The following is a 22427-nucleotide window of genomic DNA, read 5'->3' as shown; positions in this document are numbered from 1 at the left end:
CGGGTCAGCGCTCGTCGACGCCGCGGAGGATCGGCTTCACGTCGAGCAGCGGGGTGCCGTCGATGGCCTCGAGCCCGGTGACCCGCAGGCGCAGTCCGTCGGCCGCGAGCACGGCCACCCGGTGCAGGCCGATCGGGTTGGGCCGGTCCGGCGCCCGGGTGCTGAACACGCCGGTCTCCGGTCGGGTCCGGTCCCCGCGCGGGTAGACCGCCAGCACGTCCCGGTCGGCCCGGTGCAGCCAGGTGAGCAGCACGATCTGGTCGCCCGGGCGGAGGTCGGCGAGCGCGGGCCGGACCCGCTCCTCGAAGACCAGCCACGCCTCCGGGGCGCTCTCGTCGCTCTGGCGCGGGGCGCCTTTGCGGTCGGTGAGCGGCGACTCGACCCGGCCGATCGGGCGCACCACGAACCCGTCATGCTCCACCCGTCGGACCCTACACCGCGTCCCCCGGCCATACCGTCGATCACACCGGCGCACGGCCACTATGGAAAGATCTTGCACGATGGAACCTGACGAACGAGCCGGCACGGGCCACGGGCTCGACGCGCCGGTGTGGTCCGCGCTCAACGGCCCGCACCGGACCTTTGCCGAGATCATCGGCCGGGCGGCGCGCTACCGGGCCGATGTGGCGCCGTTCTACGGCCTGGCCCCCGACGCCGGCCCGGAGGCGTGGGCGGACCTGGCCAAGCTGGCCGGGCCGGACACGGAGGTCTGGCTGACCGGCGACATGCCCCCGCCGCCGGCCGAGTGGGGCCCGGTGCGCTCGTTCGACGGCGTGCAGATGGTCGGCGTCGCCGTGGCGGCCGGACCGGATCCGGAGGCGGTGGTGCTCGGCGCCGCGGACGTGCCCGAGATGCTGGACCTGGTGGAGCGCACCCAGCCCGGACCGTTTCGGACCCGAACGGTCGAGCTCGGCACCTACCTCGGGATCCGCTACGACGGCGCGCTGGTCGCGATGGCCGGCGAGCGGTTGCACCCGCCCGGCTGGACCGAGATCAGCGCGGTGTGCACGGACCCGGCCTTCCGCGGCCGCGGTCTGGCCACCCGGCTGGTCCAGGCGGTGGCCCACGGCATCCGGGCCCGCGGCGAGCGGCCGTTCCTGCACGCGTCCGCCACCAACACCAACGCGATCCGGCTCTACGAGTCGATCGGTTTCGAGCTGCGCAAGCGCCCCTCGTTCACCGCGGTCCGAACCCCGGCCTGACCCCGCGGCTCAAACCCCCCCGGCTGAGCCGCGCCCGGGTCAGTCGACGGCCGGGGACGTGCGGTTGCCGCGCTTGAGTTCGTAGAAGCCCGGGGTCTCCACCATCAGCCGGAAGCCGTCGAAGAGGCGCCCGGCCGCCACGGCTCGAGGCCCTGGCGGCCCTGGTTGAGCAGCCAGAGGCTCATCACGTGGAAGCGGGCCTCCACGGGCCGGACCGTTTCGACCTCCAGCAGCCAGCGGGAGGCGTTCCAGGCCCAGGGACACTTCGGGTCGAACCACATGTCAACGACGATCACGCGAGCCATTCAACCCGCGCGGATTGGCCCTCGGAAGTTCCAATTCGGACCGCATTTCATTGGGCCAAGCCGACCTCGGACGACCGACCGGCGAGCGTCAGCCGCTGGTGAACTTGAACGCCTCGACCGTGTTGCTGCCGTTCGTTCGCGGGTAGTACCCGCCGATCGTGTAGATGGTGGTGTTGCTGACCGCGACCGCCATGCCCGCGCGGGGCTGGGGCTGCTTCGGTAGCTTCGGGGTCTGGCTGCCGTCTTCGCACCACCAGTCGTAGAAATCCCCGCCGTCGTGGCCGCCGAGGACACACAGGCCCAAGCCCCCGATGTTGAACGCGGACGGGCCCTCGCGCGGGTGGTCCAGCTTGAGGCCCGGGTTCGGCTGGAGCTTGTCGTGCGCCACGATGTCGATGGTGTCCTGGCCGGCGCCGCCGATGAACCAGGTCGTCCCGGCGACGTCGGTGGCCGCGGCGAGCTTCGCCCGCGCCACGGACAGCGTGCCGATCGGGTTCCAGCCCGTGGCGCCCAGCTCCCAGATGTCGTCGGCCGGCACGTTGCCCTCGCCGGGTTTCGTGCCGCCGGCGAAGACGATGTGGGTCCCGTCGAACGCCGCCGCGCCGGAGTTGCGGGGTTGGGGCAGCTTCGGGCCGGGCTGCCACGCGTCCGGCTTGTCCGGCGACAGCGTCCAGACCTCGTCCGTGGCGCCGCTCGCGTTCCACCCGCCGATGACATAGATCTTGTTCGTGCCGTCAACGACGACGGACATGTGGCTGAGCGGCTCGGTCAGCGACGGGCCGTGCTCCCACTTGCCGCCGGCGCCCTGGCTCAGGTCGTAGATCCATACCGAGTTCAGCTTCGGGCGCAGACCTTCGGCGGTCCAGCCGCCGATGACGTACAGCTTGTTGCGGACCACGGCGGCACCGGCCCCCTCGAACGCGACCGGGTCGCCGTCCAGCTCGGTCGGCACGGACGGCAGCGCCTCCCACTTACCGATCGGCGATACCGGCGTGGACGGGCCGTCACCGCCGGCGCCGCCGTTGAAGGACTGCAAGGCCCACGCGCCGCCGGCGGCGAGGACGGCGACCGCGACGACGGCGGCGATGATCAGCCCGCGGCGCCGGCGGACCGGAGTCGGCGGCGTCTCCGGCTCGGCGATGGTGGCCGGGGCGGCCGAGGAGGCATACCCGACCGGGGCGGGCGACGAGGTGGCCGGTGAGACGGGCGCGGCCGACAGGGCGGGCGCCGCGGAGACCGGCGCGACCGAGCGGGGGCCGCCCGAGACCGGGACCGCGGAGACCGGGGACGGCATCGACGACACGGGGATCCCGGACACCGGGTAGGCCGCCTCGACGCCCGTCATGTCCCCCGCCCCGGACGGCGGCGCGCTGACCGGGGAAGACGGGCGGCCGACCGAGGCCGAGCCGGTGGCGACGCCGAAGCGGCCATCGGTGGTCAGCTCCGCGGGGTGGACCACCGCGCCCTCGGCGACCGGCAGCTCCGGCTGCTCCAGGACCGTGGGCACGACCTGCAGCTCGCGGTGCAGCATCCGGGCGACCAGCGGGACCCGGGACGAGCCGCCGACGAGCAGGATGCCGGCGAGCTGGCCCGGTTGGAGGCCGCAGCCGCGCACGACGCGGGCGGTCTCGGCGACGGTACGCGCGATCATCGGGCCGATCTGGCTCTCGAGCTCCTCGCGGGTGAGGTGCAGCGCGGCCTCGACGCCGGGCACGGCGACGGGGGCGACCGTGGTGCGCGAGAGCATCTCCTTGGCGCCGCGGACGTCCTCCCAGAACAGGCGCCGGTCGCGGCGGTCCTGGGAGGTCTGCGGGTCCTGCAGCCGGCGCCACACGGCCGGCTCGGCGGTCCGCAGCACCTCCCCGAGCCGCTCGACCAGGGCGGCGTCGAGGTCGAGGCCGCCGACGTCCTCCAGGCCGCCGGAGCCGACGACGGTGAAGCCCTGCGGGTCGTTGCGGACCACGGCGATGTCGATGGTGCCGCCGCCGAAGTCGTAGACGACCATCGCGGCGCCGCGGGGCAGCGGGTGATTGAGGGCGCTGATGAAGTAGCGGGCGGCGGCGACCGGCTCGGGGATCATGCTGATCTGGGGCCAGCCGGCCGCGACGGCGGCGTCGTAGAGCAGCTTGCGGCGGGTCTGGCCCCACGACGCGGGGTAGGTGAGCACGATTGGGGGCGCGATGCGGGTGATCTCGCTGACTCCGCGCGCGACGGCCCGCAGTACCGTCGCCAAAAGGTGCACGGTGGGCACCTCGGTGTTGCCGAGCAGCACGGCCGGCTCGTCGATGCGGCGCTTGGGGTTGGGCTCGTAGCGGCCCGGGTCCAGCTGGGCCAGCCGCTGCGCGTCGCGGCCCACCGCGAGCTGCCCGTTGTCCTGCAGGAACACCGACGACGGCATGAGCGGGGCGCCGTCGAAGAGCACGGGGCGGCGCCGCCCGTCGGGCGAGCGGATCACCGCGACCGTGTTCGACGTGCCGAGGTCGATGCCGACCACGTAGCCGCCGGGCGCCGGGCTCACCACGACGACCTCACCATGCATGCTCCTCGAGAAATGGTCTTAGTTGGATCGGGACGCCGACGCCGACGCCGACGCCGACGGGGACGGCGACGGGGACGGCGACGCCGAGGACTGGGCGGTGGCCGGCAGGGTCGTGCGCGGCACCTCGTCCGGCGACCAGCGGGCCCCGTAGTAGGGCTGGGCGATGCCCTCGGCGAAGGCGGTGGACGCGGCCTTCGAGGCGGCGATGCGCCAGTCCGTCTCCTTGACCGACTCGTACCACAAGAAACCGATGATCTCCGGGTGCTTCGGCAGCGTCTTGAGCAGGTCGGTGATCCAGTCGGCCTTGCGCCCCTGCGCATCCGTGGCGGCGGTCTCGGTGACGACGATCGGGCGCTTGCTGATGGTCTTCAGCTCGGCGAGGGTGGGCCGATAGATCTGGTCGAAGGTTTGGTACGTCTCCATGCCCGCGGTGCCGTAGTAGCCGGACAGCCCGACCCAGTCGACGTAGGCGTCGCCCGGGTACAGCTCGGACAGGGGCGTGGCATTCTCGTAGACGACGTTGGGGCTCCACACCCAGATGACGTTCTCGGCGCCGATCCGCGCGAACAGGTCGTGCACGTGCCGCCAGGCCCGCACGTAGTCGCCGGGCTGGTTGCCGTTGGCGGACTCGCACCACGGATACCAGTAGCCGTTCATCTCGTGCGCGAACCGGATGGCGACCGGGTAGCCGAGGTCCTTGATGCCGCGCGCCCACTCGGTGATGTAGGCGTCGTAGTCGCCGCCGCTGATCTTCGACAGCCGGTACGCCGGCTGGGTGCCGCGGTCGTGGTCCTGCTTGGACTCGGCCCGGTAGTCCCACGGCTCCCAGCCGAGCATGGGCAGCATGCCCCGGTTGACGATGCGGTCGAACGGCTGCCGGTCGAAGTGCTTCTGCGCGCCCCACCCGGAGGCGAACATCATGACCTGCGGGTTCTTGCCGGCCGCCTGGACGAAGCCGTTGTAGTCGGTGAGGTCGCCGGGGCCCTTCTCGGTGAAGATGCCGAAGAACGCGGTGCCCGCCTGCGGGAACGGCTGGGGGCGCTTGCCGGGCGTGCTCGGCGCCGGCGAGAAGGACGGCCGCGGCTCGGCCACCTGCGGCTGCCACTGCGCCCGCGGGGTGGTGTAGGCGTCGACGCGCGGGGCGACGACGAAGACGTACCCGCCGATGAGCAGCAGCGCGGCCAGCATGATCCGCGGCAGGGTGATCATGCGGGGCTCCCCTGGGCCTGGGGCCGGGCCTGGTGGGGCAGCGGGAACCCGGCATGCGGGACCGCCGGGAAGCCGTGCACGGTCGGGAGGTCCTCGATCGAGACGGCGGTCGACGCGGTGGCCCGGATCGTGACGACCAGGCCCGAGGTCACCGGGTCCTCCTCCGGCTCGACGGCGCCGCGCTCGCGCAGCCACGTCCCGAAGGCGATCAGCGGCGGGATCACGCCGACGACCACGCTGAGCACCGCCCAGAAGCGCAGGACCAGGGAGTCGTACCCGAAGACGAAGCTGGACGCCAGCATGGCCACGCCCACGAGGGCCCAGACGAAGTGCGTGCGGAACGTCCTGGGCCCGTCGACGCTGCGCAGCCGCCCCTTGGCGGTCACCGCGTAGGCCAGCGGCCGGCGCAGCAGCCCGGCGAACCCGGCGGCGACGTAGATCGGCACGGCGAAGAGGGCGAGCAGCATGCCGTGGACGCCGATCTCCCGGCGCTCGTGCCGGGCCAGGTTGAACCGGCGCAGCCACAGCCACAGGACCGCCCAGGTGCCCATGCTGGCCGCCCACAGCCCGGCCCACAGCTGCCACTGGATCTGCGCGGCGTTGATGCCCAGGCCGAGGTAGACGCTGGTGGCCACCACGCCCGACACCGCGGACAGGGCGACGCTCGGGTAGTACGACTGGACCAGCCCGTAGCACAGCCGCTGGGGCGCGCGGAGCTTCTTCAGGTGCGGCCGGGAGCGGCGCAGCAGGATCTCCCACACGCCGTAGGCCCAGCGCTTCTGCTGGTTGAAGTAGTCGGTCCAGCTGGTGGGGCCCTCGCCGACGGCGATGACGTCGGGGGTGTAGACACCCTGCCACTTGCGGTCGGTGAGCGGGTTCTTCGCGCCCATCACGACCATGCTGGTCAGGTGGTCCTCGATGATCGAGTCCTGGTAGCCGTCGATCAGCGCCCAGGCGAGCGGGCGGTACAGGTGGTTGGTGCCGATGAGCAGCGGCGCGTCGAGGCCGTTGCCGCCGCGCTCGATCAGGCCGGAGAAGAGGTACTGCTGCACCGAGGCGCCGTGCACGACCCAGTTGTTGTACATGTTGCCGTACACCTGCGGGGCCACGACGAAGGCGACGTCGGGGTCGCGGAAGTAGCCCAGCGTGCGCTCCAGGAAGCTGGGCAGCGGCACGTGGTCGGGGTCCATCTGCGCGACCACGTCGTAGACGTGCTCGTGGGTGGCCCGCCAGGCGTTGTGGTTGCCGGACTTGGTCTTGGCCCGGAAGGCGCCGTGCTCCTGGTTGAACTCGGGCCGGCCCTTGCGGCTGAAGTGGTGCACGCCGAGCCGCCGGGCCATCGCCTTGACCCGGGGGTCGTCGCCCTCGTCGAGGATCCAGATGTCGACCTGGCCGTCGTAGCGGACCTGTTGCATCGCCCGCAGCGACCGCTCGACGACGTCGATGGGCTCCTTGGCCGGCACGATCGTGGTGAGCATCGCGATGCGCAGCCCGGGCTCCGGCACCATCGGGACCGGGTCGCGGGCCCGCCAGGCGAAGACCCAGACGGCGAAGTTCTGCAGCAGCCGTACCCCCTCGACGAGGACGACGAAGCAGAACGCGACCCGCGCGACGATCAGGTGCCAGTCGTCGGCGCCGTAGCCGAACCCGCGGCCGCCCGGGATGTGCTCCGGCAGCAGCAGCCAGCCGATGAACACCAGCCCGGTCAGGAAGTTCGCGGCGATGAGCAGCGACAGCATCACCCGCCGCCACGGGCCGCCGACCTTGCGGTACACCACCGGCTGCTGCGCCAGCCGCGGCGTGGTGAGCACGCCGGTGATCTCGTTGCAGTCCTCATACGCCCGGTGCGTCGCGGCCTCTTTGGCCTGCAGCTTGAGCTTGCGCCGCTCCGCGCGGCCGGGCTTGGGCGCGCCGCCGTCGACGGCGCCGGTTCTTACCGATCGGGGCACGGCGGTGTCCAGCAACGACCCGGCCTCCGATCTTCAGGCATCCCGGCGGGACGGCGCATTCGGCACCGTTCCCGCGCCGCGTTCGGCAGTCCTGATCGTAGGCATAACTCGCGATCATCCGGACCGGCCGAACGCCCGACCTGCGGTATACCTCACCATGGTCGTTTTCGCAGGTTACAGCACCTCTTCGGGCCGAAGTCCGGTCCGTTTCGACCCACCCGGACCGGACGAATGTAGGAGATCCGACAGGCGACTTCTCGATCTCTTTCTTGAACCAATCCAGTGGCGCGCGGCAAGGAGACAGGAATACGGCGGAAAATACGTTAACCGCTGTCAATTCGCCGACTTCCCGGCACGAGCCGCGGCTCGGCCAGCAGGACGGCCAGGGCGACCGCGGTGATGCAGGCGCCGGCCAGGGCCACCGCGTGGACGCCCGCGCGGTCCATGATCAGGCCGCCCAGGAACGAGCCGGCGGCGATGCCCACGTTGAACGCCGAGCCGCTGCCGGCCGAGGCCAGGTCGGTGCTGCCCGGCGCGACCTGCAGGGCCCGGTTCTGCACCGCGGCGGCCATGGCGCTGAACGAGAAGCCGGCCACGGCCAAGGCGGCAATCGCGACCGGCGGCACCGCGCCGAGCCAGTAGAGGACCAGCAGGGCGCCGGTGATGAGCGCCAGCGGGGTGACCAGGGCCGGCCAGGGGTGCCGGTCGAGGAAGCGGCCGACCGCGACGGTGCCGAGGAAGCCGGCGATGCCGGTCACCAGCAGCAGCGGGCCGAGGGCGGCGGCGGCGAAGCCGGTGACGTCCAGCAGGTACGGCGTCACGTAGGTCTGGGCGGTCAGCGCGCCGGTCACGCCGATCGCGGTGCAGACGATCAGCACGAGGTAGCGCCGCAGGTCGGGCGCCGCACCGCGCGCGCCGTGCTGCGCACCGGGCGGCCCGGACGGCAGCAGCGCCACCACGACCGCGCAGGTGGCGACGCCGATCGCGGCCATGACCAGGAACGCGAAGCGCCACCCGGCCTGCTGGCCCAGCCAGGTGCCGATCGGCACGCCCAGCACCGGGGCGAGCGCGGCGCCGATGGACATCCGGGCCACCGTCCGGCCGCGCTGCGAGGGCGGGAACATGCCGGTGGCGGTCGAGGCGACGACGGACCAGAACAGCGCCTGGGTGGCGGCGACGAGGAGCCGCGCGGCGAGCAGCAGGCCGTAGCCGGGGGCGAGGGCGGTGACGAGCGTGGCGGCGGAGAACACGCCGAGCGTGACGCCGAGCAGGAGCCGGCGCGGGACCCGCTGGGTGATCCGGGCCAGGGGCAGGGACATCAGCACGACCACCGCGGCATAGCCTGTCATCAACAGACCGACCTGCGAGCGGGACCGGTGGAGGTCGTCGGCCATGAGGGTGAGCAGCCCGACGGGCAGCACCTCCGTGGTGACGAAGGTGAATGTCGAGATGGACAGGGCGGCCAGGGCGAGGTTCGCGCGCCGGCGTCCGGGCATGGGCGCTCCCTGAACGGCGTACCGATTGGAGTATCGAGCATGGCATTGGTCCGCTGCGACTTCTTTTCCGCGGCGCTCGGCTTCGGCACATCGATGACGGTGCTGCTGCCGGAGTCGGCCGCCGGCCACATCGGCATCGGCGGCAGCGGTCGCACCGGCGAGTTCCCGACCCTCTACCTGCTGCACGGGCTCAGCGACGACGACACGGCGTGGACCCGCAGCACGTCGATCGAGCGGTACGTCGCCGAGCTGGGCCTGGCCGTGGTCATGCCCCAGGTGCACCGCAGCTTCTACGCCGACGAGGTCTGGGGCCGGCCGTACTGGACGTTCGTCGCCGAGGAGCTGCCGCGCGCGGCCCGCGGCTTCTTCCGGCTCTCCGCCGACCCGGCGAAGACCTTCGTGGCCGGTTTGTCCATGGGTGGGTACGGCGCGCTCAAGCTCGCGCTGCGCCACCCCGACCGGTTCGGCGCCGCGGCCAGCCTCTCCGGCGCGCTCGACCTGGCCGGGCGGCTCGCCGCCGGTGCGCACCGCCCCGAGGACCCGCGGATGTACGAGCGCATCTTCGGCGACCCGCCGGCGGTCGCGGGCACCGGCGACGACCTGCTGCACCTGCTGGGCGAGGTGCGCAACCCGCCGCCGCTCTACATCGCGTGCGGCACGCAGGACGCGCTGCTGCCGAGCAACGAGCTGTTCCGCGACGCGTGCGCCGGGCACGGCGTCCCGCTGACCGCCGACTTCTCCCCCGGCGACCACGACTGGCAGTTCTGGGACACCAAGATCCGCGACGTGCTCGCCTGGCTGCCGCTGTCGTGACCACGGCCTTCCGGCGCTGGCCGGTCCCCTACACCTGGATCGGCGACTGGCTGGGCAGCGCCGTGACCGAGACGCTGCTGGAGACGGGCTTCCTGTCGGAGGTGCACGTGCTGCGCCTCGCCGACGGCCGCACGGTGGTGGTGAAGGCCCGGCCGTGGGAGGACCGCCTGGCCGGCTGCGCGCAGGTGCACCGGCACCTGTGGCGGGCCGGCTTCCCCTGCCCCGAGCCGATCGCCGGCCCCGCCCGGCTCGGCGAGTTCGCCCTGAGCGCCGAGCCGGCCGTTGCCCCGCCCGCGGCGGACCCCTCGGGCCGCCCGGAGGGCGTGGCCTGGGCCGGCGCGTTCGCGGCGCTGCTGGCCCGGCTCGTGCGGGCGGCGCCGGACCCGCGGGAGGTACCGTCGCTGGCGCCGTCGCCGCCGTGGATCCGCTGGCACCACCGCGACGGGGCGATCTGGCCGCGGCCCGACGACCGCGACGCGGACCTGCACTCGGTGCCGAGCTGGCACGATGAGGCGGCGATCGCGGTGCGCGAGCGGCTGGGCCGGTTCGACGCGCCTCCGGTGGTCGGACACTGCGACTTCGAGGCGCACAACGTCTGGTGGCGCGGCGACGAGCCCGTGGCCGTGCACGACTGGGACAGCGCGGTGAGCGAGCCGGAGGCGGTCGTCGCCGGGGTCGCGGCGGCGATGTGGCCGGCCGGCGAGGCGCGCATCGGCGCGACGGTCGAGGAGAGCGCGGCGTTCCTCGAGGCCTACCAGCGCGCCGCCGGGCGGCCCTGGACGCCTCCCGAGGTGGAGGCGGCCTGGGCCGCCGGGCTGTGGATCCGGCTGTTCAACGCCAAGAAGGGCGTCCTGGACGACCGCGACTGGCTGGCCCGCGCCGAGGCCGAGGAGCGCGCCCGCCTGGCCGGCCTCTAGGTCCGCCTTGCCAGCCCAGCGGCGGGGCGGGGCGCGCGGTAGCCGGCCGGGCCGGTTCGCCCAGCACCGCGCGCGATAGCCGACCGGGCCCGCTCGCCCAGCACGGCCCGCGGTAGCCGACCGGGCCCGCTCGCCCAGCACGGCCCGCAGTAGCCGACCGGGCCCGCTCGCCCACCAGGGCGCGCGGTAGCCGGTCGGGCCGGCTCGCCCAGCACGGCGTGCGCACCGGCAGGGCCCGCGACCAGGTCCGGTCGCCAGCCGGCCCGCACTCCAGCGGTCGGCGCGACACCGACGCCGGGGCGTGGCGCGCAGGCGAGAAGTCTCCGTGATCATGAACGCGGCCGCTGTGACACCAAGGGTTTTTCATGATCGCGGAGACTTATGGTACACATAGGTACATTTCCGCTCCACGATCATGAAAAACGGCGCTTCGCGGCGACTCGCGCGCATGATCGCGGAGACTTATTGCTGCTGCGCACTTCGGCGCTCGCCGGCGGCAGGCGGTGATGATCGAAAAGTCGGGCACTCCGTCGCACTCGCCCGCTACGGACGGCGAATATCGAAAAGTCGGGCGCTCCGCGCCACGACTTTTCGGACTTATGCCCCGTCAGGCGATAAATCCGTTAAGTCGTGGCACGGAGTGCCCGACTTAACGGATCAACGACCGCGCCGCGGCGCAATACGTGCGCTGATGCGCCGCGGCATCCCACGAGGTCCGCGCGCGGCGGGCGCGGACGGATCAGCGACCGCGCCGCGACACAATGCGTGCGCTGATGCGCCGGGGCGCGGCGTCCCACGAGGTCCGCGGGCGGCGGGCGCGGTGTGCCGGTGCATGCCGTGTCGCCTCCGGCGGACGGTCGGCTCGCCCACCGTCCGCCGCGTCGACGGCGCGCGCCCTGGTGCTGGGACTTCAGCACCAGGGCGATCGCGGATCAGCGAGCGGAGGCCGCCGCCTGCGGGGTGCCGGGGGTGGCCTCGGGCTGGGGCTCCCAGGCGGGGCGGCCGGCGCGGACCAGCACCAGGACCAGGACCGCGGCGGCCACGGCCACGGCGCCGGCCGCGATCAGGACGTGGTTCACCGCGTCGGCGGCGGTGCCGAGGGTCGGGGGCGTGTGCGCGGCCAGCCGGTCGGCGAAGATCGAGCCGAACACCGCCACGCCGAGGGCGAAGCCCAGCTGGCGGAAGGTGTTCACCGCGCCGCCCGCCATGCCGCTGCGCTCGTGCGGCACCGCGGCCAGGACGGCCGAGGCCAGGGTCGGCAGGACCGCGGCCACGCCCAGGCCCGCCAGGATCAGGCCGGGGATCAGCACGGTGGCCGGGCTGGCCGCGGTCAGGCGGGCCTGCGCGAAGGCGCCCGCGGCGATGAGCAGCGTGCCGATCCCGATCGTCCAGCGCGGGGAGACGCGCTGCAGGAAGCGGCCGCCGAGGGCGCCGACGATGAAGCTCGCGGCGGACAGCGGCAGGGCGCCGAGCAGGCCCGCGTCGACCGGCCCCTTGCCGAGGAACTGCTGCAGCCAGACCGTGGTGAACGGGAGGTACGCGAAGGCCGCGGCCTGTACGAGTACCGCCGCCACCATGAGCGCGGCGAAGGACGGCTTGGCGAACAGGGCCAGATCCAGCATGGGGTGGGCGGCCATGCGCTCCACGGCGACGAAGGCGACCAGCGCGAACGCGGCCAGGGCGAAGGACGCGAGCGTCAGGCGGTCGGTCCAGCCGGCGTCGCCGCCGCGGATCAGCCCGTAGATGGCGGCCGCGGCGCTCACCGTGAAGGTGACGGTGCCGGCCAGGTCCAGCCGGGCGCCGGCGCGGCCTCGGGACTCGGTCACGCCGCGCAGCGTGAACCCGACGGCGATCAGGCTCACCGGGATGTTGACCAGGAAGATCCAGTGCCAGCCGTAGTGCTCGGTGAGCAGGCCGCCGGCGATCGGTCCGGCCGCCGCGGCGGCGCCGTTGACCGCGCCCCAGATGCCGAACGCGACGCCGCGGTCACGGCCGGTGTAGGCGACGCTGAGGATGGCCACGGTGGTGGCGAACATCGCGGCGCCGCCCAGGCCCTGCAGGAAGCGGGCGGCGATGAGCAGGCCCGGGTTGGGCGCGAGCGCGCAGAGCAGGGAGGCGGCCGCGAAGAGGACGGTGCCGCCGAGGTAGACCCGCCGGCGGCCGTGCCGGTCGGCGACGGCGCCGGCGGCGAGCAGCACCGCGGCGAGGGCGAGGGCGTAGCCGTCGAGCACCCACTGCAGGCCGCCGAGTCCGGCGTGCAGGTCGCGGGCCACGGCGGGCAGCGCGACGGTGACGATGGTGACGTCGACGAGCAGCATGAACGTGCCGATACAGACGGCGATCAGGGCAGACCATTTACGCATGCCCCGACGGTGCGGTCGCGGGGCGGGTTCTGGGTACTCAGCGCGGCCAAGGCGGCGGATTCCGACTTCGGCTACCGTTGGCTGGTGGATATCGACGCACTGGACCATGCCATCGTCGACGCGCTGCGCCTCGACGGGCGGGTGCCGTTCAGCACGCTCGCCGAGGTCCTCGGCGTCTCCGACCAGACGGTCGCGCGGCGGTACCGCCGGCTGCGCACCGAGGGCGGCGTGCGCGTCGCCGGCCTGCCCGACGGGGTCCGGCTCGGCTACGACATGTGGCTCATCCGGCTGCAGACCACGCCGGAGAGCGCCTCCGCCGTCGCCGAGGCCCTGGCCCGCCGGCCGGACACCACCTGGGTCACCCTGGCCTCGGGCGGCACCGAGGTCATCTGCGTCGTGCAGAGCCCGGACACCGCCGACCGGGAGGCCCTGCTGCTGCAGAAGCTGCCGCGCACCCCGCGCCTGGTGTCGGTGCGGGCGTACTGCCTGGTGCACCAGTTCGCCGGCGGCGCGGTCGGCGGCGAGGCCCGCGACTCCGCGCTCACCCCCGAGCAGATCGCTCGGCTGCGCCCGGCCCCGCCGCCGCCCGACACGGTGCCGGTGCTCAGCGACGCCGACCGGCCGCTGCTGGCCGCGCTGAACCGCGACGGGCGGCTGGGCTACCCGCAGCTGGCCGCGGCGACCGGCTGGTCGGAGTCGACGGTGCGCCGGCGGCTGGAGCACCTGCGCGCGATCGGGGCGATCTTCTTCGACGTGGAGCTGCACCCGGACCTGTTCGGCCACCGCGCCCGCTTCCTGCTGTGGCTCAACGTCGTCCCCGCCCACCTGGAGACCGTCGGCGCGGCCCTGGCCGGGCATCCCGAGGTGGTGTTCGCGGCGGCCACGACCGGCGAGACGAACGTCGTCATCACCATGATCTGCCGCGACATGGCGGCGCTGTACGACTACATGACGAGCCGGATCGGGCCGCTGCCGGGCGTGGCCCGGCTGGAGTCGACGCCGTCCCTGCGCCAGGTCAAGCAGGTCGGCTCCGTCACCCGGTAAAAACGGTTGCCGTCGGCGCGGCCGAGGCGGTCGCGCTGGTCAGCGACGGCATCCGGCGGACGACCCGCTATGCGGGGGCACCCCAGAAGTACCACGTCACCATGAGCCGCGCCTGGGTCGAAGTCATCGCCCGGCGGATGTCCCCCGCGGACGGCTCGTTCGACGCGTTCTGCGCCCGCAACCCGGACGTGCTGGACAAGAAGCTGCTCCTGCGCTTCTACCGCCCGGCGACGCTCGCCTCGCCGGAGGCGCGCTCCGGGTGGGTTCCGCCCGATCTCGCCGCACTTAACTAGCCGGTCGGCAGGTTAGCTAGTATGTTGGAGGCGTTGCTGCGGTTTCCCCAGAGAGGCTGGCGATGGAGACTCCCACTGCCCCGGCTACGCCCGCGCGCCCGACGCCAGGGCTCGGGTTCAGTCACCGCGAGATCCTGGTCACGATGAGTGGCCTGGTGATCGCCATGCTGCTGGCCATGCTCGACAACATGGTCGTGGCGCCCGCGCTGCCGACCATCGTCGGCGACCTCGGCGGCCTGGATCACCTGGCCTGGGTCACCACCGGCTACATCCTGGCCACCACGATCGCGACGCCGATCTGGGGCAAACTCGGCGACCTCTACGGGCGGCGCCCGATCTTCGTGGCGTCCGTCGCGCTGTTCCTGGTCGGCTCCGTGCTGTGCGGGATGTCGCAGAACATGGCCGAGCTGATCGGCTTCCGGGCGCTGCAGGGCCTGGGCGCGGGCGGCCTGATCGTCGGCGTGCTGGCGATCATCGGCGAGATGATCCCGCCCCGGGACCGCTCCAAGTACCAGGGCATCATGATGGCGGTCATGCCGGTCGCGATGATCGGCGGCCCGCTCATCGGCGGGTTCATCACCGATCACCTGTCGTGGCGGTGGGCGTTCTACGTCAACCTGCCGCTCGGCGCGGTCGCCCTCGTGATCAGCTGGATCACCCTGGCCAAGCTGCCCCGTGGCACCGGCCACGCGCGCATCGACTGGCTCGGCACCGGCCTGCTCGCCGTGTGGATCACCGCGCTCGTGCTGATCACGACCTGGGGCGGCACCGAGTACGACTGGGCCTCGCCGCAGATCCTCGGCCTGGCCGCGCTCACCCTCGCGGGGCTGGTCGCGTTCATCGTGGTGGAGCGGCGCCGGCCCGAGCCGATCATGCCGCTGCGGGTGTTCGCCAACGTCAACTTCAGCCTCGCTGGCGCGCTCGCCTTCATCTCCGGCTTCGCGATGTTCGGCGCGGTCGTCTACCTGCCGCAGTTCCAGCAGTTCGTGCAGGGCGCGTCGGCGACCAACAGCGGCCTGCTGCTGATGCCGATGATGATCGCGGTGATGGTGGTGAGCATCGGCGCCGGCGGCGTGATCGGCCGGACCGGCCGCTACCGGATCTTCCCGATCGCCGGCTCGGCCGTGGTGGCCGCCGGGATGCTGCTGTTCGCGACGGTCGACACCGGCACGTCACAGACGGTCACCGCGCTCTACATGGTGGTCCTCGGCGCCGGCATGGGCGGGCTCATGCAGACCAGCACCCTGATCGCGCAGAACAGCCTCGAGCCGCGCGACATGGGCGCGGGCACCGGCGCGTCGACCTTCCTGCGCAACATGGGCAGCTCGCTGGGCGTGTCCGTGCTGGGCGCCATCTACACCCACCACGTCACCGCGGCGCTGCCCGCCACCGGGGCGGGTGGCGGGTCCGGCGGGTCCAACTCGATCACCCCGCAGGCCCTGCGGACACTGCCGGAGGCCGCCCGGCACGTCTTCCAGCAGGCCGTCACCGACGGCATCACCGCCTTGTTCCTATGGGGCAGCGCGGTCGCCGCGGCCGGCTTCGTCGTGGCCCTGTTCATCCGGCACGTGCCGCTGCGCGGCGGCCAGCCGGAGCCCGGCGAGCCCGCGATGGCCGCGAACGCCGCGGCCGGGATCGAAGCGTTCTGACCGGCCCGGGCGGCCGGCTCAGCCGGCCGCCCGCCCTCCGCCGCGCAGGATCTCCAGGCAGAGGGCGAGCGCGAACTCCTGCAGCGCCTCGGGGTCCGCGCCCAGGTCCGGGTCGCCGTCCCCGTCCGGCAGCGCGGCGGCCGCGGCGAGGGGGAAGGCGGCCAGCGCGGTGCGGACCCGCAGCCGCTCCCGCGGCCCGGCGCCCTCCGGCGCCAGCGTCTCCACCAGCGAGTGCATGACCTGCTGGGCCTCCGCGCCGATCGGCAGGCCACGGATCTCGGTCTGGTTCAGCCGGACCAGCAGCATCAGGTCCGGCCCCCACCCCCGCTGGTGCGCCGCGAACCGGCGCAGCAGCCGCTCCTGGCCCTCGGGCGTGAGCGGCCCCTCCGCGGCGGCGTCGGCGATCATGGCCGCGATGCCGTCCAGGTATCCGGTCAGGATGGCGGTGAGGATCTCCTCCTTGGTACGGAAGTGGAAGTACACCGCCGCCTTCGTCACGCCCAAGTGCTCGGCGAGCTCCCGCAGCGACGTGACCCGGTAGCCCCGCCGCGCGAACAGTTCCAGCGCCACCGCGAGCACCCGCTCCCGGGTGTCCGTCCGCCGGCTGTCGACCCCGTCGCCCCCTGCCGCCACCGTGCCCCTTCCCGAACGCTGACCATCCGACAGGCTAGACGAGACCGGGGCGCCGGAATGCGCAGGAACCGGGCGCGGCTGCCGATACGGCGGCTGTGGTGCTGGTGGCCGGGCGCGGGACCGGGCGGGAGCCGACGGCCCGGCGCATCGTCGTGGCCGTCGCCGGGTGCCTCGTGGCCGGGCTCGGCTGGGCGGTGCTGTACGCCGCCGGCCGGCCGGTGCCCACGGCGGTCCCGTGCGTGCTCGTACCGTCGGCGCTGACACTCTCCGCGATCGTCATCTGGCTGGCCGGCGACGTGCCGGGGCTCGCGCCCGCCGGGCGGCGGTTCTGGCGCCGGCTGAGCTGCGGCACCGCGCTGGTCGCGGTCGGGGCGGCGATCGCGACCCCGGCCGGGCTCGACCCTGCTTCGGCGCGGGCGCTGCGGCTGGCCGAGGTCGGCGCGCCGCTGCTGGTGCTGGGCATCGTGTGGGCGCTGTACGCCCTGCTGCGCCTGCCGGTGCGGGCCCGCTCCCGCGGCGAGTGGATACGGCTGGGGCTCGACTCGCTGACCGTCCTGTTCACCACGGCGCTGTTCCTGTGGCACCTGGCGCTGCGGCCGATGGTGGAGCGCAACCACGACGTGCGGGTGGTGCTCGGGCTGTCGCTGGTCGGGCTCACCTGCCTGATCACGCTGGTCGCGGTGCTCAAGGTCGTCATGCTCGGCAGCGGCCCGGTCAGCGGCCGCTCGATGGGCCTGCTCGCCCTGACGCTGCTGGCCGGCGGGATGAGCTCGGCCCTGTCGCCCATCGTCGCGGCGCAGCCCCGCCTGGTCGGCTTCCAGGAGGCCCTGACCCAGCTCGACGCGCTGCTGGTGGCCTTCGCCGCGCTGGCACAGTGGGGGCCGGCGGGCGCGCCGCGGCAGCAGCTGCGCGTCCGGCCGTACAGCAAACTCCCCTACTTCGCGGTCGGGGCGACCCTGGGGCTGCTGGCCGTCGTCGCCTACAACGACCACCGGGACATCCCGGCCGTGGCCACGGGCGCGATCGCGGTCAGCGCGGTCGTCGGGCTGCGGCAGCTGGTCGCGCTGCGCGACAACGCCCGGCTGCTGGCCTCGGTGCGGGCCCACGAGCGGCGGCTGCGCCACCAGGCCACCCACGACGCGCTGACCGGGCTGGTCAACCGGGCCTGCTTCACCGAGCTGCTGGGCGCGGCGCTGCGCGGTGCCGGGCCGGTCACGGTACTGCTCATCGACCTCGACGACTTCAAGCTCATCAACGACACCCTGGGCCACGCGGTCGGCGACGAGGTGCTCACCACGGTCGCGGCCCGGCTGCGCGGCGCGGTGCGGCAGGAGGACGCGGTCGCCCGGCTCGGCGGGGACGAGTTCGCGGCCCTGCTGCTCGGCGTCGAGGGCGAGCGGGCGGTGTGCGTCGCGCAGCGCGTCCGCGACGTGCTCACCGCGGCGGTGTCGGCGGCCGGGCACGAGCTGCTGGTGCGGGCCAGCGTCGGGGTGGCCGCCTCCGCGCCCGGCGACGAGGTCGACACCCTGCTGCGCAATGCCGACCTGGCCATGTACGCGGCGAAGGAGCGCGGCAAGGGCGGCCACTTCGTCTACGTGCCGGGGATGACCACCCGGATCGTCGCCCACGCCGAGCTCGGCGCGCGGCTGCGCGAGGCGATCGACGCCGGGGAGCTCTGCCTGCGGTACCAGCCGATCGTCCGGCTGGAGGACGGTTACACCCTCGGCACCGAGGCGCTGGTGCGCTGGCGCCACCCGCAGCTGGGAACGCTGCCGCCGACCGAGTTCGTGCCCGCGGCCGAGCAGACCGGGCTCATCGTGCCGCTGGGCCGCTGGGTGCTGCTCGAGGCGTGCGCGCAGCAGGCCCGCTGGCTGCGCGAGCTCGGCCCGGCCGCGCCCGCCTACGTCGGGGTCAACGTGTCCGGCCGGCAGCTCGCCGAGCCCGACTTCGTCGCCGACGTCCTCGCCGCGCTGGAGAACGCCCGCCTGGCGCCGGCCCGGCTGGTCATCGAGGTCACCGAGACGGCCGTGGTCGACGCGGCCGCGATCGCCGCCCTGCAGGCGCTGCGCGACCACGGCATCCGCATCGCCCTGGACGACTTCGGCACCGCCGCGTCGTCGCTCGGGCTGCTGCTGACCTGCCCGGTGACCGCGCTGAAGCTGGACCGCTCGTTCGTCGACGAGATCACCACCGCCGGCCGGCAGGAGGCGGTGGCGACCGCGGTGATCCGCATGGCGCAGGCCCTCGGCCTCGACGCGGTCGCCGAGGGCATCGAGACCGAGGCGCAGGCCGAGATGCTGCGGAGCCTCGGCTACCGGTTCGGCCAGGGGTACCTCTACTCGCCCCCGCTGACCCCGCCCGCGGTCGCCGCCCGCGCCGCGGCGGCGGCCGAGCCGGCAGGACTGGCCGTCCAGCACACGGCATGACCCATTCGTTGTCTTGCCTAAGTCGATCCCTCTGGGCAGCATCACGCCATGGAACGCATCAGTGTGCCCTTCACGGGCCAAGGGGCAGGAATCGGGGAGCTCACCTGGGGACAGCAGCAGGTCTGGCGGGCCATGGTCGAGGTCGGTTCGTCGATGAGCATGGGCGGCGTCGTGCCGGTCCAGGACGGCCGCGCGGTCGGCGATTTCGTCGAGGAGCTGCGATTCTTCCTGAGTCGGTACCCGGCGATGCGCGCCCTGCTGCGCATCGCCCCCGACGGCACCACCACCCAGGAGGTCTTCGACCGGGGCGAGGCGGCCCTCGAGGTGCACACCGCGCCCGACGCCGGCTCCGCCGGGGCCCTCGCCGCCGAGGTGTACGCCGGCTGGCGGGCCCGCAACTTCGACTACACCCGCGAGTGGCCGATCCGCATGGCGGTCGTGCGCGCGGGCGCCGACGGGCCGGTCACGCACGTGGTGGTCATGGTCTGCCACGTCGCCACCGACGGCGGCGGGCTGGGCATCATGGTCCGCGACCTGGCCCGGCGCGGCACCGACCTCCCGCCCGCCATGGGCCCGCTCGAACTCGCCGCCGCCCAGGGCCGCGCCGCCCGGCACACCGACAACGCCATGCGGTACTGGGAGGCGCAGCTGCGCGCGATCGACCCGCAGCGCTTCGCCGGGTACCGCGACCCGGAGGGGGCCCGCTTCCGCCAGCTCGTCTTCCGCTCCCCCGCCCTGCACCTGGCCGCCGAGCGGCTCGCCGCGCACCTCGGGGTCGACGCCGCGCCGGTGGTGCTGGCCGCCTACGCCGTCGCCTTCGGCCGGGTGACCGGCGGCTCCCCGTTCGTCTCGCAGGTCATCGTCAGCAACCGGTTCCGCCCCGGCCTCGCCGAGGTGGTCTCGCCCCTGGCCCAGAACGGGCTCGTCGTCGTCGACGTCAAGGGCGTCACCGCGGCCGAGGCGGTGCGGCGCGCCGGGCAGGCGTCGATGAGCGCGTCGAAGTACGCCTACTACGACAACGCCGCCCGCCTGGCCCTGATCGACCGGATCGGCAAGGACCACGGCGAGCCGATCGACCTGGCCGTGCTCCACAACGAGCGGCGCCTCGCGCTGCGCGCCCCGGAGACGGTCCCGGACGAGGCCGCGATCCGGGCGGCGCGGCCGGCCACCGAGCGGGTCAGCGAGGTCCCGATGGTGTACTTCAACGAGAAGCTCATGCTCAACATCGACGACGTGCCGGGGACGGCGCAGATCACCACCGAGGTCGACACCGCGTACCTGCCGATCTCGGACACTTGGGAGCTGCTGTCGGAGATGGAGCGGTTCGCCGTCGAGGGGGCGCTGGACCCGCAGGCCTCGACCTTCTGACCCGGTCCCCGGCCCGCTGGGTCTTCTGGTCCGGTCCCCCGCCCAGTTGGTCTTCTGGTCCGGTCCCCGGCCCGCCGGGTCTTCGCAGGCGGGCACGCGGCGACCTTCTGGTCCGGTCCCCGGCCCGCCGGGTCTTCGCAGGCGGGCACGCGGCGACCTTCTGGTCCGGTCCCCGGCGCGCCGGGGCAAGATGGGTTCATGGAAGTCACCTGGTGGGGTCATGCGACCGTGGCGATCCGCGAGCGGGACGTCACGATCCTGACCGACCCGGTCCTGCGCAACCGGCTGGCGCACCTGCACCGGCGGCGCGGGCCGCGGCCGGTCCTGGCCCACCCGCCGGACGCGGTGGTCGTGTCGCACCTGCACTCCGACCACTGCGACCTGCCGTCGCTGCGGATGCTGCCGCGCTCGACCCGGCTCATCGTGCCGAGGGGCGCGGCGTCGTTCCTACGCGGGCGGCTCGGCGAGCGCGACTTCACCGAACTGCGCGCCGGCGAGGAGACCGACGTCCGCGGCGTCACGGTCCGGGCGGTGCCGGCCGCGCACGACGGCGGCCGTACCCCCGCGTCGAGAATCCGCGCGGTGGCGCTCGGCTATGTGGTCGGCGGCGATCGGTCGGCCTGGTTCGGCGGCGACACGGGTCTGTTCGACGAGATGAAGGAGCTCGGCCCGGTCGACGTGGCGCTGGTGCCGGTGTGGGGCTGGGGCTGGACCCTCGGCCCCGGCCACCTCGACCCGGCCGGCGCCGCCGAGGCGATGCGGATGGTCACCCCGGCCCACGCGGTACCCATCCACTGGGGCACGCTCTGGCCGATCGGCTGCCACCGGGTGCGCCCGGACCGCTTCGCCCGCCCCGGCGAGGAGTTCGCCGCGCACACCGCCACCGCCGCCCCCGGCACGCGGGTGCGCGTGCTGGCCCCCGGCGAGAGCCTGACCGTTTCGTGATCACGTTCTCCGCCCTGGTCACCGCCCTGGCGATCACCTTCGGCGTCGTCGCGGTCGGCTCGATCCTGCCGGTCCTGCCGACCGGCGCCGCGGTGAGCGCCACCGCCGTCCTCGCCGCGCACTACAACCCGGTGACCCTGCCCATCGTGGTCGCGGCCGGCGGCCTCGGCGCCTACCTCGGCGACGCCGTCACCTTCGCCATCTGCCGCGCCGGCGGCGAGGCCCTGACCCGCCGCCTGCGCCTGCTGCGCCAGCCGTGGCGCCTGGCCGAGCAGGTCCGCGAACGGCTGCACCGCCGCCCGGTGAGCGCCCTGCTGGTCTCCCGCCTGGTCCCTGGCGGCCGCATTCCGGTGCTGCTCACGGCCGCGATCGTGGGTTTGGCGTGGCGTACCTTCATCGTGTCGAACATCGCCGCGTGCGCGCTGTGGGCCGCCACGTACTCGGCGATCGGACTGCTCAGCCGCAACGTCTTCCCCCAGCCCTGGCAGGGCGTGGTCGCCGCCATCATCATCGTGCTGGCCGCCGGCCAGCTCGCCGGCTGGCTCGAACGCCGCCGCCAGTCCCACACCGAGGCCCCCCAGGAACTCTCCTAGCCTTCTCCCCCGCCACCACGCGCGGGCTCCACCAGCAGCGGCATGACCGCGGGCAGCGACTCGTCCCCCGGCGGCGGGGCCACGCCCACGACGGCTCGCCGCTCATTCGCAACGCTCCGCTCATTCGCAACGCTCCGCTCGGAGCTCGCCGCGCCTCGTGCGCCCGACCGCGGCGCGGAAACCCCCGGCGTCACCGGCGATCGAGTCCGGACCAGTGAGCCCCTCCGGTTCGGCGTGATCCCTCGCGATCCCCACGCGGTCGTTGATCCGTTAAGTCGGGCACTCCGTGCCACGACTTAACGGATTTATCGCCTGACGGGGCATAAGTCCGAAAAGTCGCGGCGCGGAGCGCCCGACTTTTCGATCATCACCGCCCGCAGCGGGCAAGCACCAGGACGCGCAGCAGCAATAAGTCTCCGCGATCATGCGCGCGAGTCGCCGCGTAGCGCCGTTTCTCATGATCGTGGAGAGGAAATGTACCTATGTGTACCATAAGTCTCCGCGATCATGAAAAAGCCTGGTGTCACAGCGTTCGCGTTCATGATCCCGGAGACTTATCGCTGCGCGCCACGCCGACGGGAGCGGACCGCAGCAGGCGGGGGCGGACGGAGCAGGTGACGGCGGACTGCAACAGGCAGGGCCAAGCCGCAGTAGACAGAGGCGGAGCGCAGCAGGCAGGAGCG

The 22427-nt window shown here is 73.5% G+C and carries 17 protein-coding genes and 1 pseudogene; 10 read left to right on the top strand and 8 right to left on the bottom strand.

Translation table 11 applies throughout. The features are described 5' to 3' along the window. Positions 1–4 precede the first annotated feature (4 nt). Positions 5–421 (bottom strand): tRNA (N6-threonylcarbamoyladenosine(37)-N6)-methyltransferase TrmO, encoded by a 417-nt coding sequence (tsaA, locus tag ACQPXD_RS20170; RefSeq protein ID WP_432840669.1) that lies wholly within the window; start codon positions 419–421, stop codon positions 5–7. 79 nt (positions 422–500) lie between these two features. On the opposite strand from tsaA, the gene ACQPXD_RS20165 reads away from it, so the two are divergent. Then, the gene (locus tag ACQPXD_RS20165; RefSeq protein ID WP_432840667.1) at positions 501–1202 is read left to right on the top strand and encodes a GNAT family N-acetyltransferase; all 702 of its coding nucleotides are present in this window, start codon (positions 501–503) and stop codon (positions 1200–1202) included. A 155-nt stretch (positions 1203–1357) separates the two neighbouring features. Here the strand turns inward: ACQPXD_RS20165 and ACQPXD_RS20160 are convergent. From ACQPXD_RS20160 to ACQPXD_RS20140, 5 genes and pseudogenes are all read right to left on the bottom strand, one after another. Next, positions 1358–1507 (bottom strand): annotated as a pseudogene (locus ACQPXD_RS20160) (DsbA family protein); the annotation flags it as partial. Between the two features lie 88 nt (positions 1508–1595). After that, complete coding sequence (locus ACQPXD_RS20155) at positions 1596–4046, bottom strand: Hsp70 family protein (protein WP_432840665.1); 2451 nt, start codon at positions 4044–4046, stop codon at positions 1596–1598. An 18-nt stretch (positions 4047–4064) separates the two neighbouring features. Further along, entirely contained in the window at positions 4065–5255 is a 1191-nt protein-coding gene (locus ACQPXD_RS20150) for a glycoside hydrolase family 26 protein (RefSeq protein WP_432840663.1), read from the bottom strand. Continuing rightward, the gene (locus ACQPXD_RS20145; protein WP_432840661.1) at positions 5252–7219 is read right to left on the bottom strand and encodes a glycosyltransferase family 2 protein; all 1968 of its coding nucleotides are present in this window, start codon (positions 7217–7219) and stop codon (positions 5252–5254) included. The genes ACQPXD_RS20150 and ACQPXD_RS20145 overlap by 4 nt, the downstream gene beginning before the upstream one ends. Before the next feature lie 308 nt (positions 7220–7527). After that, complete coding sequence (locus ACQPXD_RS20140; protein WP_432840659.1) at positions 7528–8700, bottom strand: MFS transporter; 1173 nt, start codon at positions 8698–8700, stop codon at positions 7528–7530. Positions 8701–8739: 39 nt separating this feature from the next. On the opposite strand from ACQPXD_RS20140, the gene ACQPXD_RS20135 reads away from it, so the two are divergent. Next, the gene (locus tag ACQPXD_RS20135) at positions 8740–9513 is read left to right on the top strand and encodes an alpha/beta hydrolase (RefSeq protein ID WP_432840657.1); all 774 of its coding nucleotides are present in this window, start codon (positions 8740–8742) and stop codon (positions 9511–9513) included. Further along, a complete protein-coding gene (locus ACQPXD_RS20130) occupies positions 9510–10430 on the top strand; it encodes a phosphotransferase (protein WP_432840655.1) in 921 nt (306 codons plus the stop codon). Before ACQPXD_RS20135 ends, ACQPXD_RS20130 begins: the two co-directional genes overlap by 4 nt. Positions 10431–11362: 932 nt before the next feature. On the opposite strand, the gene ACQPXD_RS20125 is transcribed toward ACQPXD_RS20130, so the two are convergent. After that, entirely contained in the window at positions 11363–12793 is a 1431-nt protein-coding gene (locus ACQPXD_RS20125) for an MFS transporter (RefSeq protein ID WP_432840653.1), read from the bottom strand. An 84-nt stretch (positions 12794–12877) separates the two neighbouring features. Here ACQPXD_RS20125 and ACQPXD_RS20120 point away from each other — a divergent pair, with 84 nt between their 5' ends. The 3 genes from ACQPXD_RS20120 (at position 12878) to ACQPXD_RS20110 (ending at position 15779) form a co-directional block, all read left to right on the top strand. Continuing rightward, complete coding sequence (locus tag ACQPXD_RS20120) at positions 12878–13837, top strand: Lrp/AsnC family transcriptional regulator (RefSeq protein ID WP_432840651.1); 960 nt, start codon at positions 12878–12880, stop codon at positions 13835–13837. Between the two features lie 101 nt (positions 13838–13938). Then, a complete protein-coding gene (locus ACQPXD_RS20115) occupies positions 13939–14130 on the top strand; it encodes a hypothetical protein (protein WP_432840649.1) in 192 nt (63 codons plus the stop codon). Between the two features lie 143 nt (positions 14131–14273). Continuing rightward, entirely contained in the window at positions 14274–15779 is a 1506-nt protein-coding gene (locus ACQPXD_RS20110; RefSeq protein WP_432840647.1) for an MDR family MFS transporter, read from the top strand. Between the two features lie 18 nt (positions 15780–15797). On the opposite strand, the gene ACQPXD_RS20105 is transcribed toward ACQPXD_RS20110, so the two are convergent. After that, on the bottom strand, positions 15798–16412 hold the full coding sequence (locus ACQPXD_RS20105; RefSeq protein WP_432840645.1) for a TetR/AcrR family transcriptional regulator: 615 nt from the start codon (positions 16410–16412) through the stop codon (positions 15798–15800). Between the two features lie 98 nt (positions 16413–16510). Here ACQPXD_RS20105 and ACQPXD_RS20100 point away from each other — a divergent pair, with 98 nt between their 5' ends. From ACQPXD_RS20100 to ACQPXD_RS20085, 4 genes are all read left to right on the top strand, one after another. Continuing rightward, positions 16511–18838: a putative bifunctional diguanylate cyclase/phosphodiesterase gene (locus tag ACQPXD_RS20100; RefSeq protein ID WP_432840643.1), complete on the top strand. Its 2328-nt coding sequence runs from the start codon at positions 16511–16513 to the stop codon at positions 18836–18838. A 48-nt stretch (positions 18839–18886) separates the two neighbouring features. Continuing rightward, positions 18887–20206 carry a condensation domain-containing protein gene (locus tag ACQPXD_RS20095; protein WP_432840641.1) on the top strand — a complete coding sequence of 440 codons (1320 nt, stop codon included), beginning with the start codon at positions 18887–18889 and terminating at the stop codon, positions 20204–20206. 198 nt (positions 20207–20404) lie between these two features. After that, a complete protein-coding gene (locus ACQPXD_RS20090) occupies positions 20405–21151 on the top strand; it encodes an MBL fold metallo-hydrolase (protein ID WP_432840639.1) in 747 nt (248 codons plus the stop codon). Next, positions 21148–21744 carry a DedA family protein gene (locus tag ACQPXD_RS20085; protein ID WP_432840637.1) on the top strand — a complete coding sequence of 199 codons (597 nt, stop codon included), beginning with the start codon at positions 21148–21150 and terminating at the stop codon, positions 21742–21744. The genes ACQPXD_RS20090 and ACQPXD_RS20085 overlap by 4 nt, the downstream gene beginning before the upstream one ends. The last annotated feature ends 683 nt before the right edge of the window (positions 21745–22427 follow it).

The sequence above is a fragment of the Dactylosporangium sp. CA-092794 genome (assembly GCF_050948465.1).
In the GTDB taxonomy this organism is placed as follows: domain Bacteria; phylum Actinomycetota; class Actinomycetes; order Mycobacteriales; family Micromonosporaceae; genus Dactylosporangium.
This window is presented reverse-complemented; position numbering and strand designations above follow the sequence as displayed.

What these genes read in the sequence shown, in the direction of transcription:
- ACQPXD_RS20090 (WP_432840639.1), top strand. Translation starts at nt 20,405, where the DNA reads ATGGAAGTCACCTGGTGGGGTCATGCGACCGTGGCGATCCGCGAGCGG.
- ACQPXD_RS20110 (WP_432840647.1), top strand. Translation starts at nt 14,274, where the DNA reads ATGAGTGGCCTGGTGATCGCCATGCTGCTGGCCATGCTCGACAACATG.
- ACQPXD_RS20125 (WP_432840653.1), bottom strand. Translation starts at nt 12,793, where the DNA reads ATGCGTAAATGGTCTGCCCTGATCGCCGTCTGTATCGGCACGTTCATG.
- ACQPXD_RS20135 (WP_432840657.1), top strand. Translation starts at nt 8,740, where the DNA reads ATGGCATTGGTCCGCTGCGACTTCTTTTCCGCGGCGCTCGGCTTCGGC.
- ACQPXD_RS20095 (WP_432840641.1), top strand. Translation starts at nt 18,887, where the DNA reads ATGGAACGCATCAGTGTGCCCTTCACGGGCCAAGGGGCAGGAATCGGG.
- ACQPXD_RS20165 (WP_432840667.1), top strand. Translation starts at nt 501, where the DNA reads ATGGAACCTGACGAACGAGCCGGCACGGGCCACGGGCTCGACGCGCCG.
- ACQPXD_RS20150 (WP_432840663.1), bottom strand. Translation starts at nt 5,255, where the DNA reads ATGATCACCCTGCCGCGGATCATGCTGGCCGCGCTGCTGCTCATCGGC.
- ACQPXD_RS20155 (WP_432840665.1), bottom strand. Translation starts at nt 4,046, where the DNA reads ATGCATGGTGAGGTCGTCGTGGTGAGCCCGGCGCCCGGCGGCTACGTG.
- ACQPXD_RS20115 (WP_432840649.1), top strand. Translation starts at nt 13,939, where the DNA reads ATGAGCCGCGCCTGGGTCGAAGTCATCGCCCGGCGGATGTCCCCCGCG.
- ACQPXD_RS20140 (WP_432840659.1), bottom strand. Translation starts at nt 8,700, where the DNA reads ATGCCCGGACGCCGGCGCGCGAACCTCGCCCTGGCCGCCCTGTCCATC.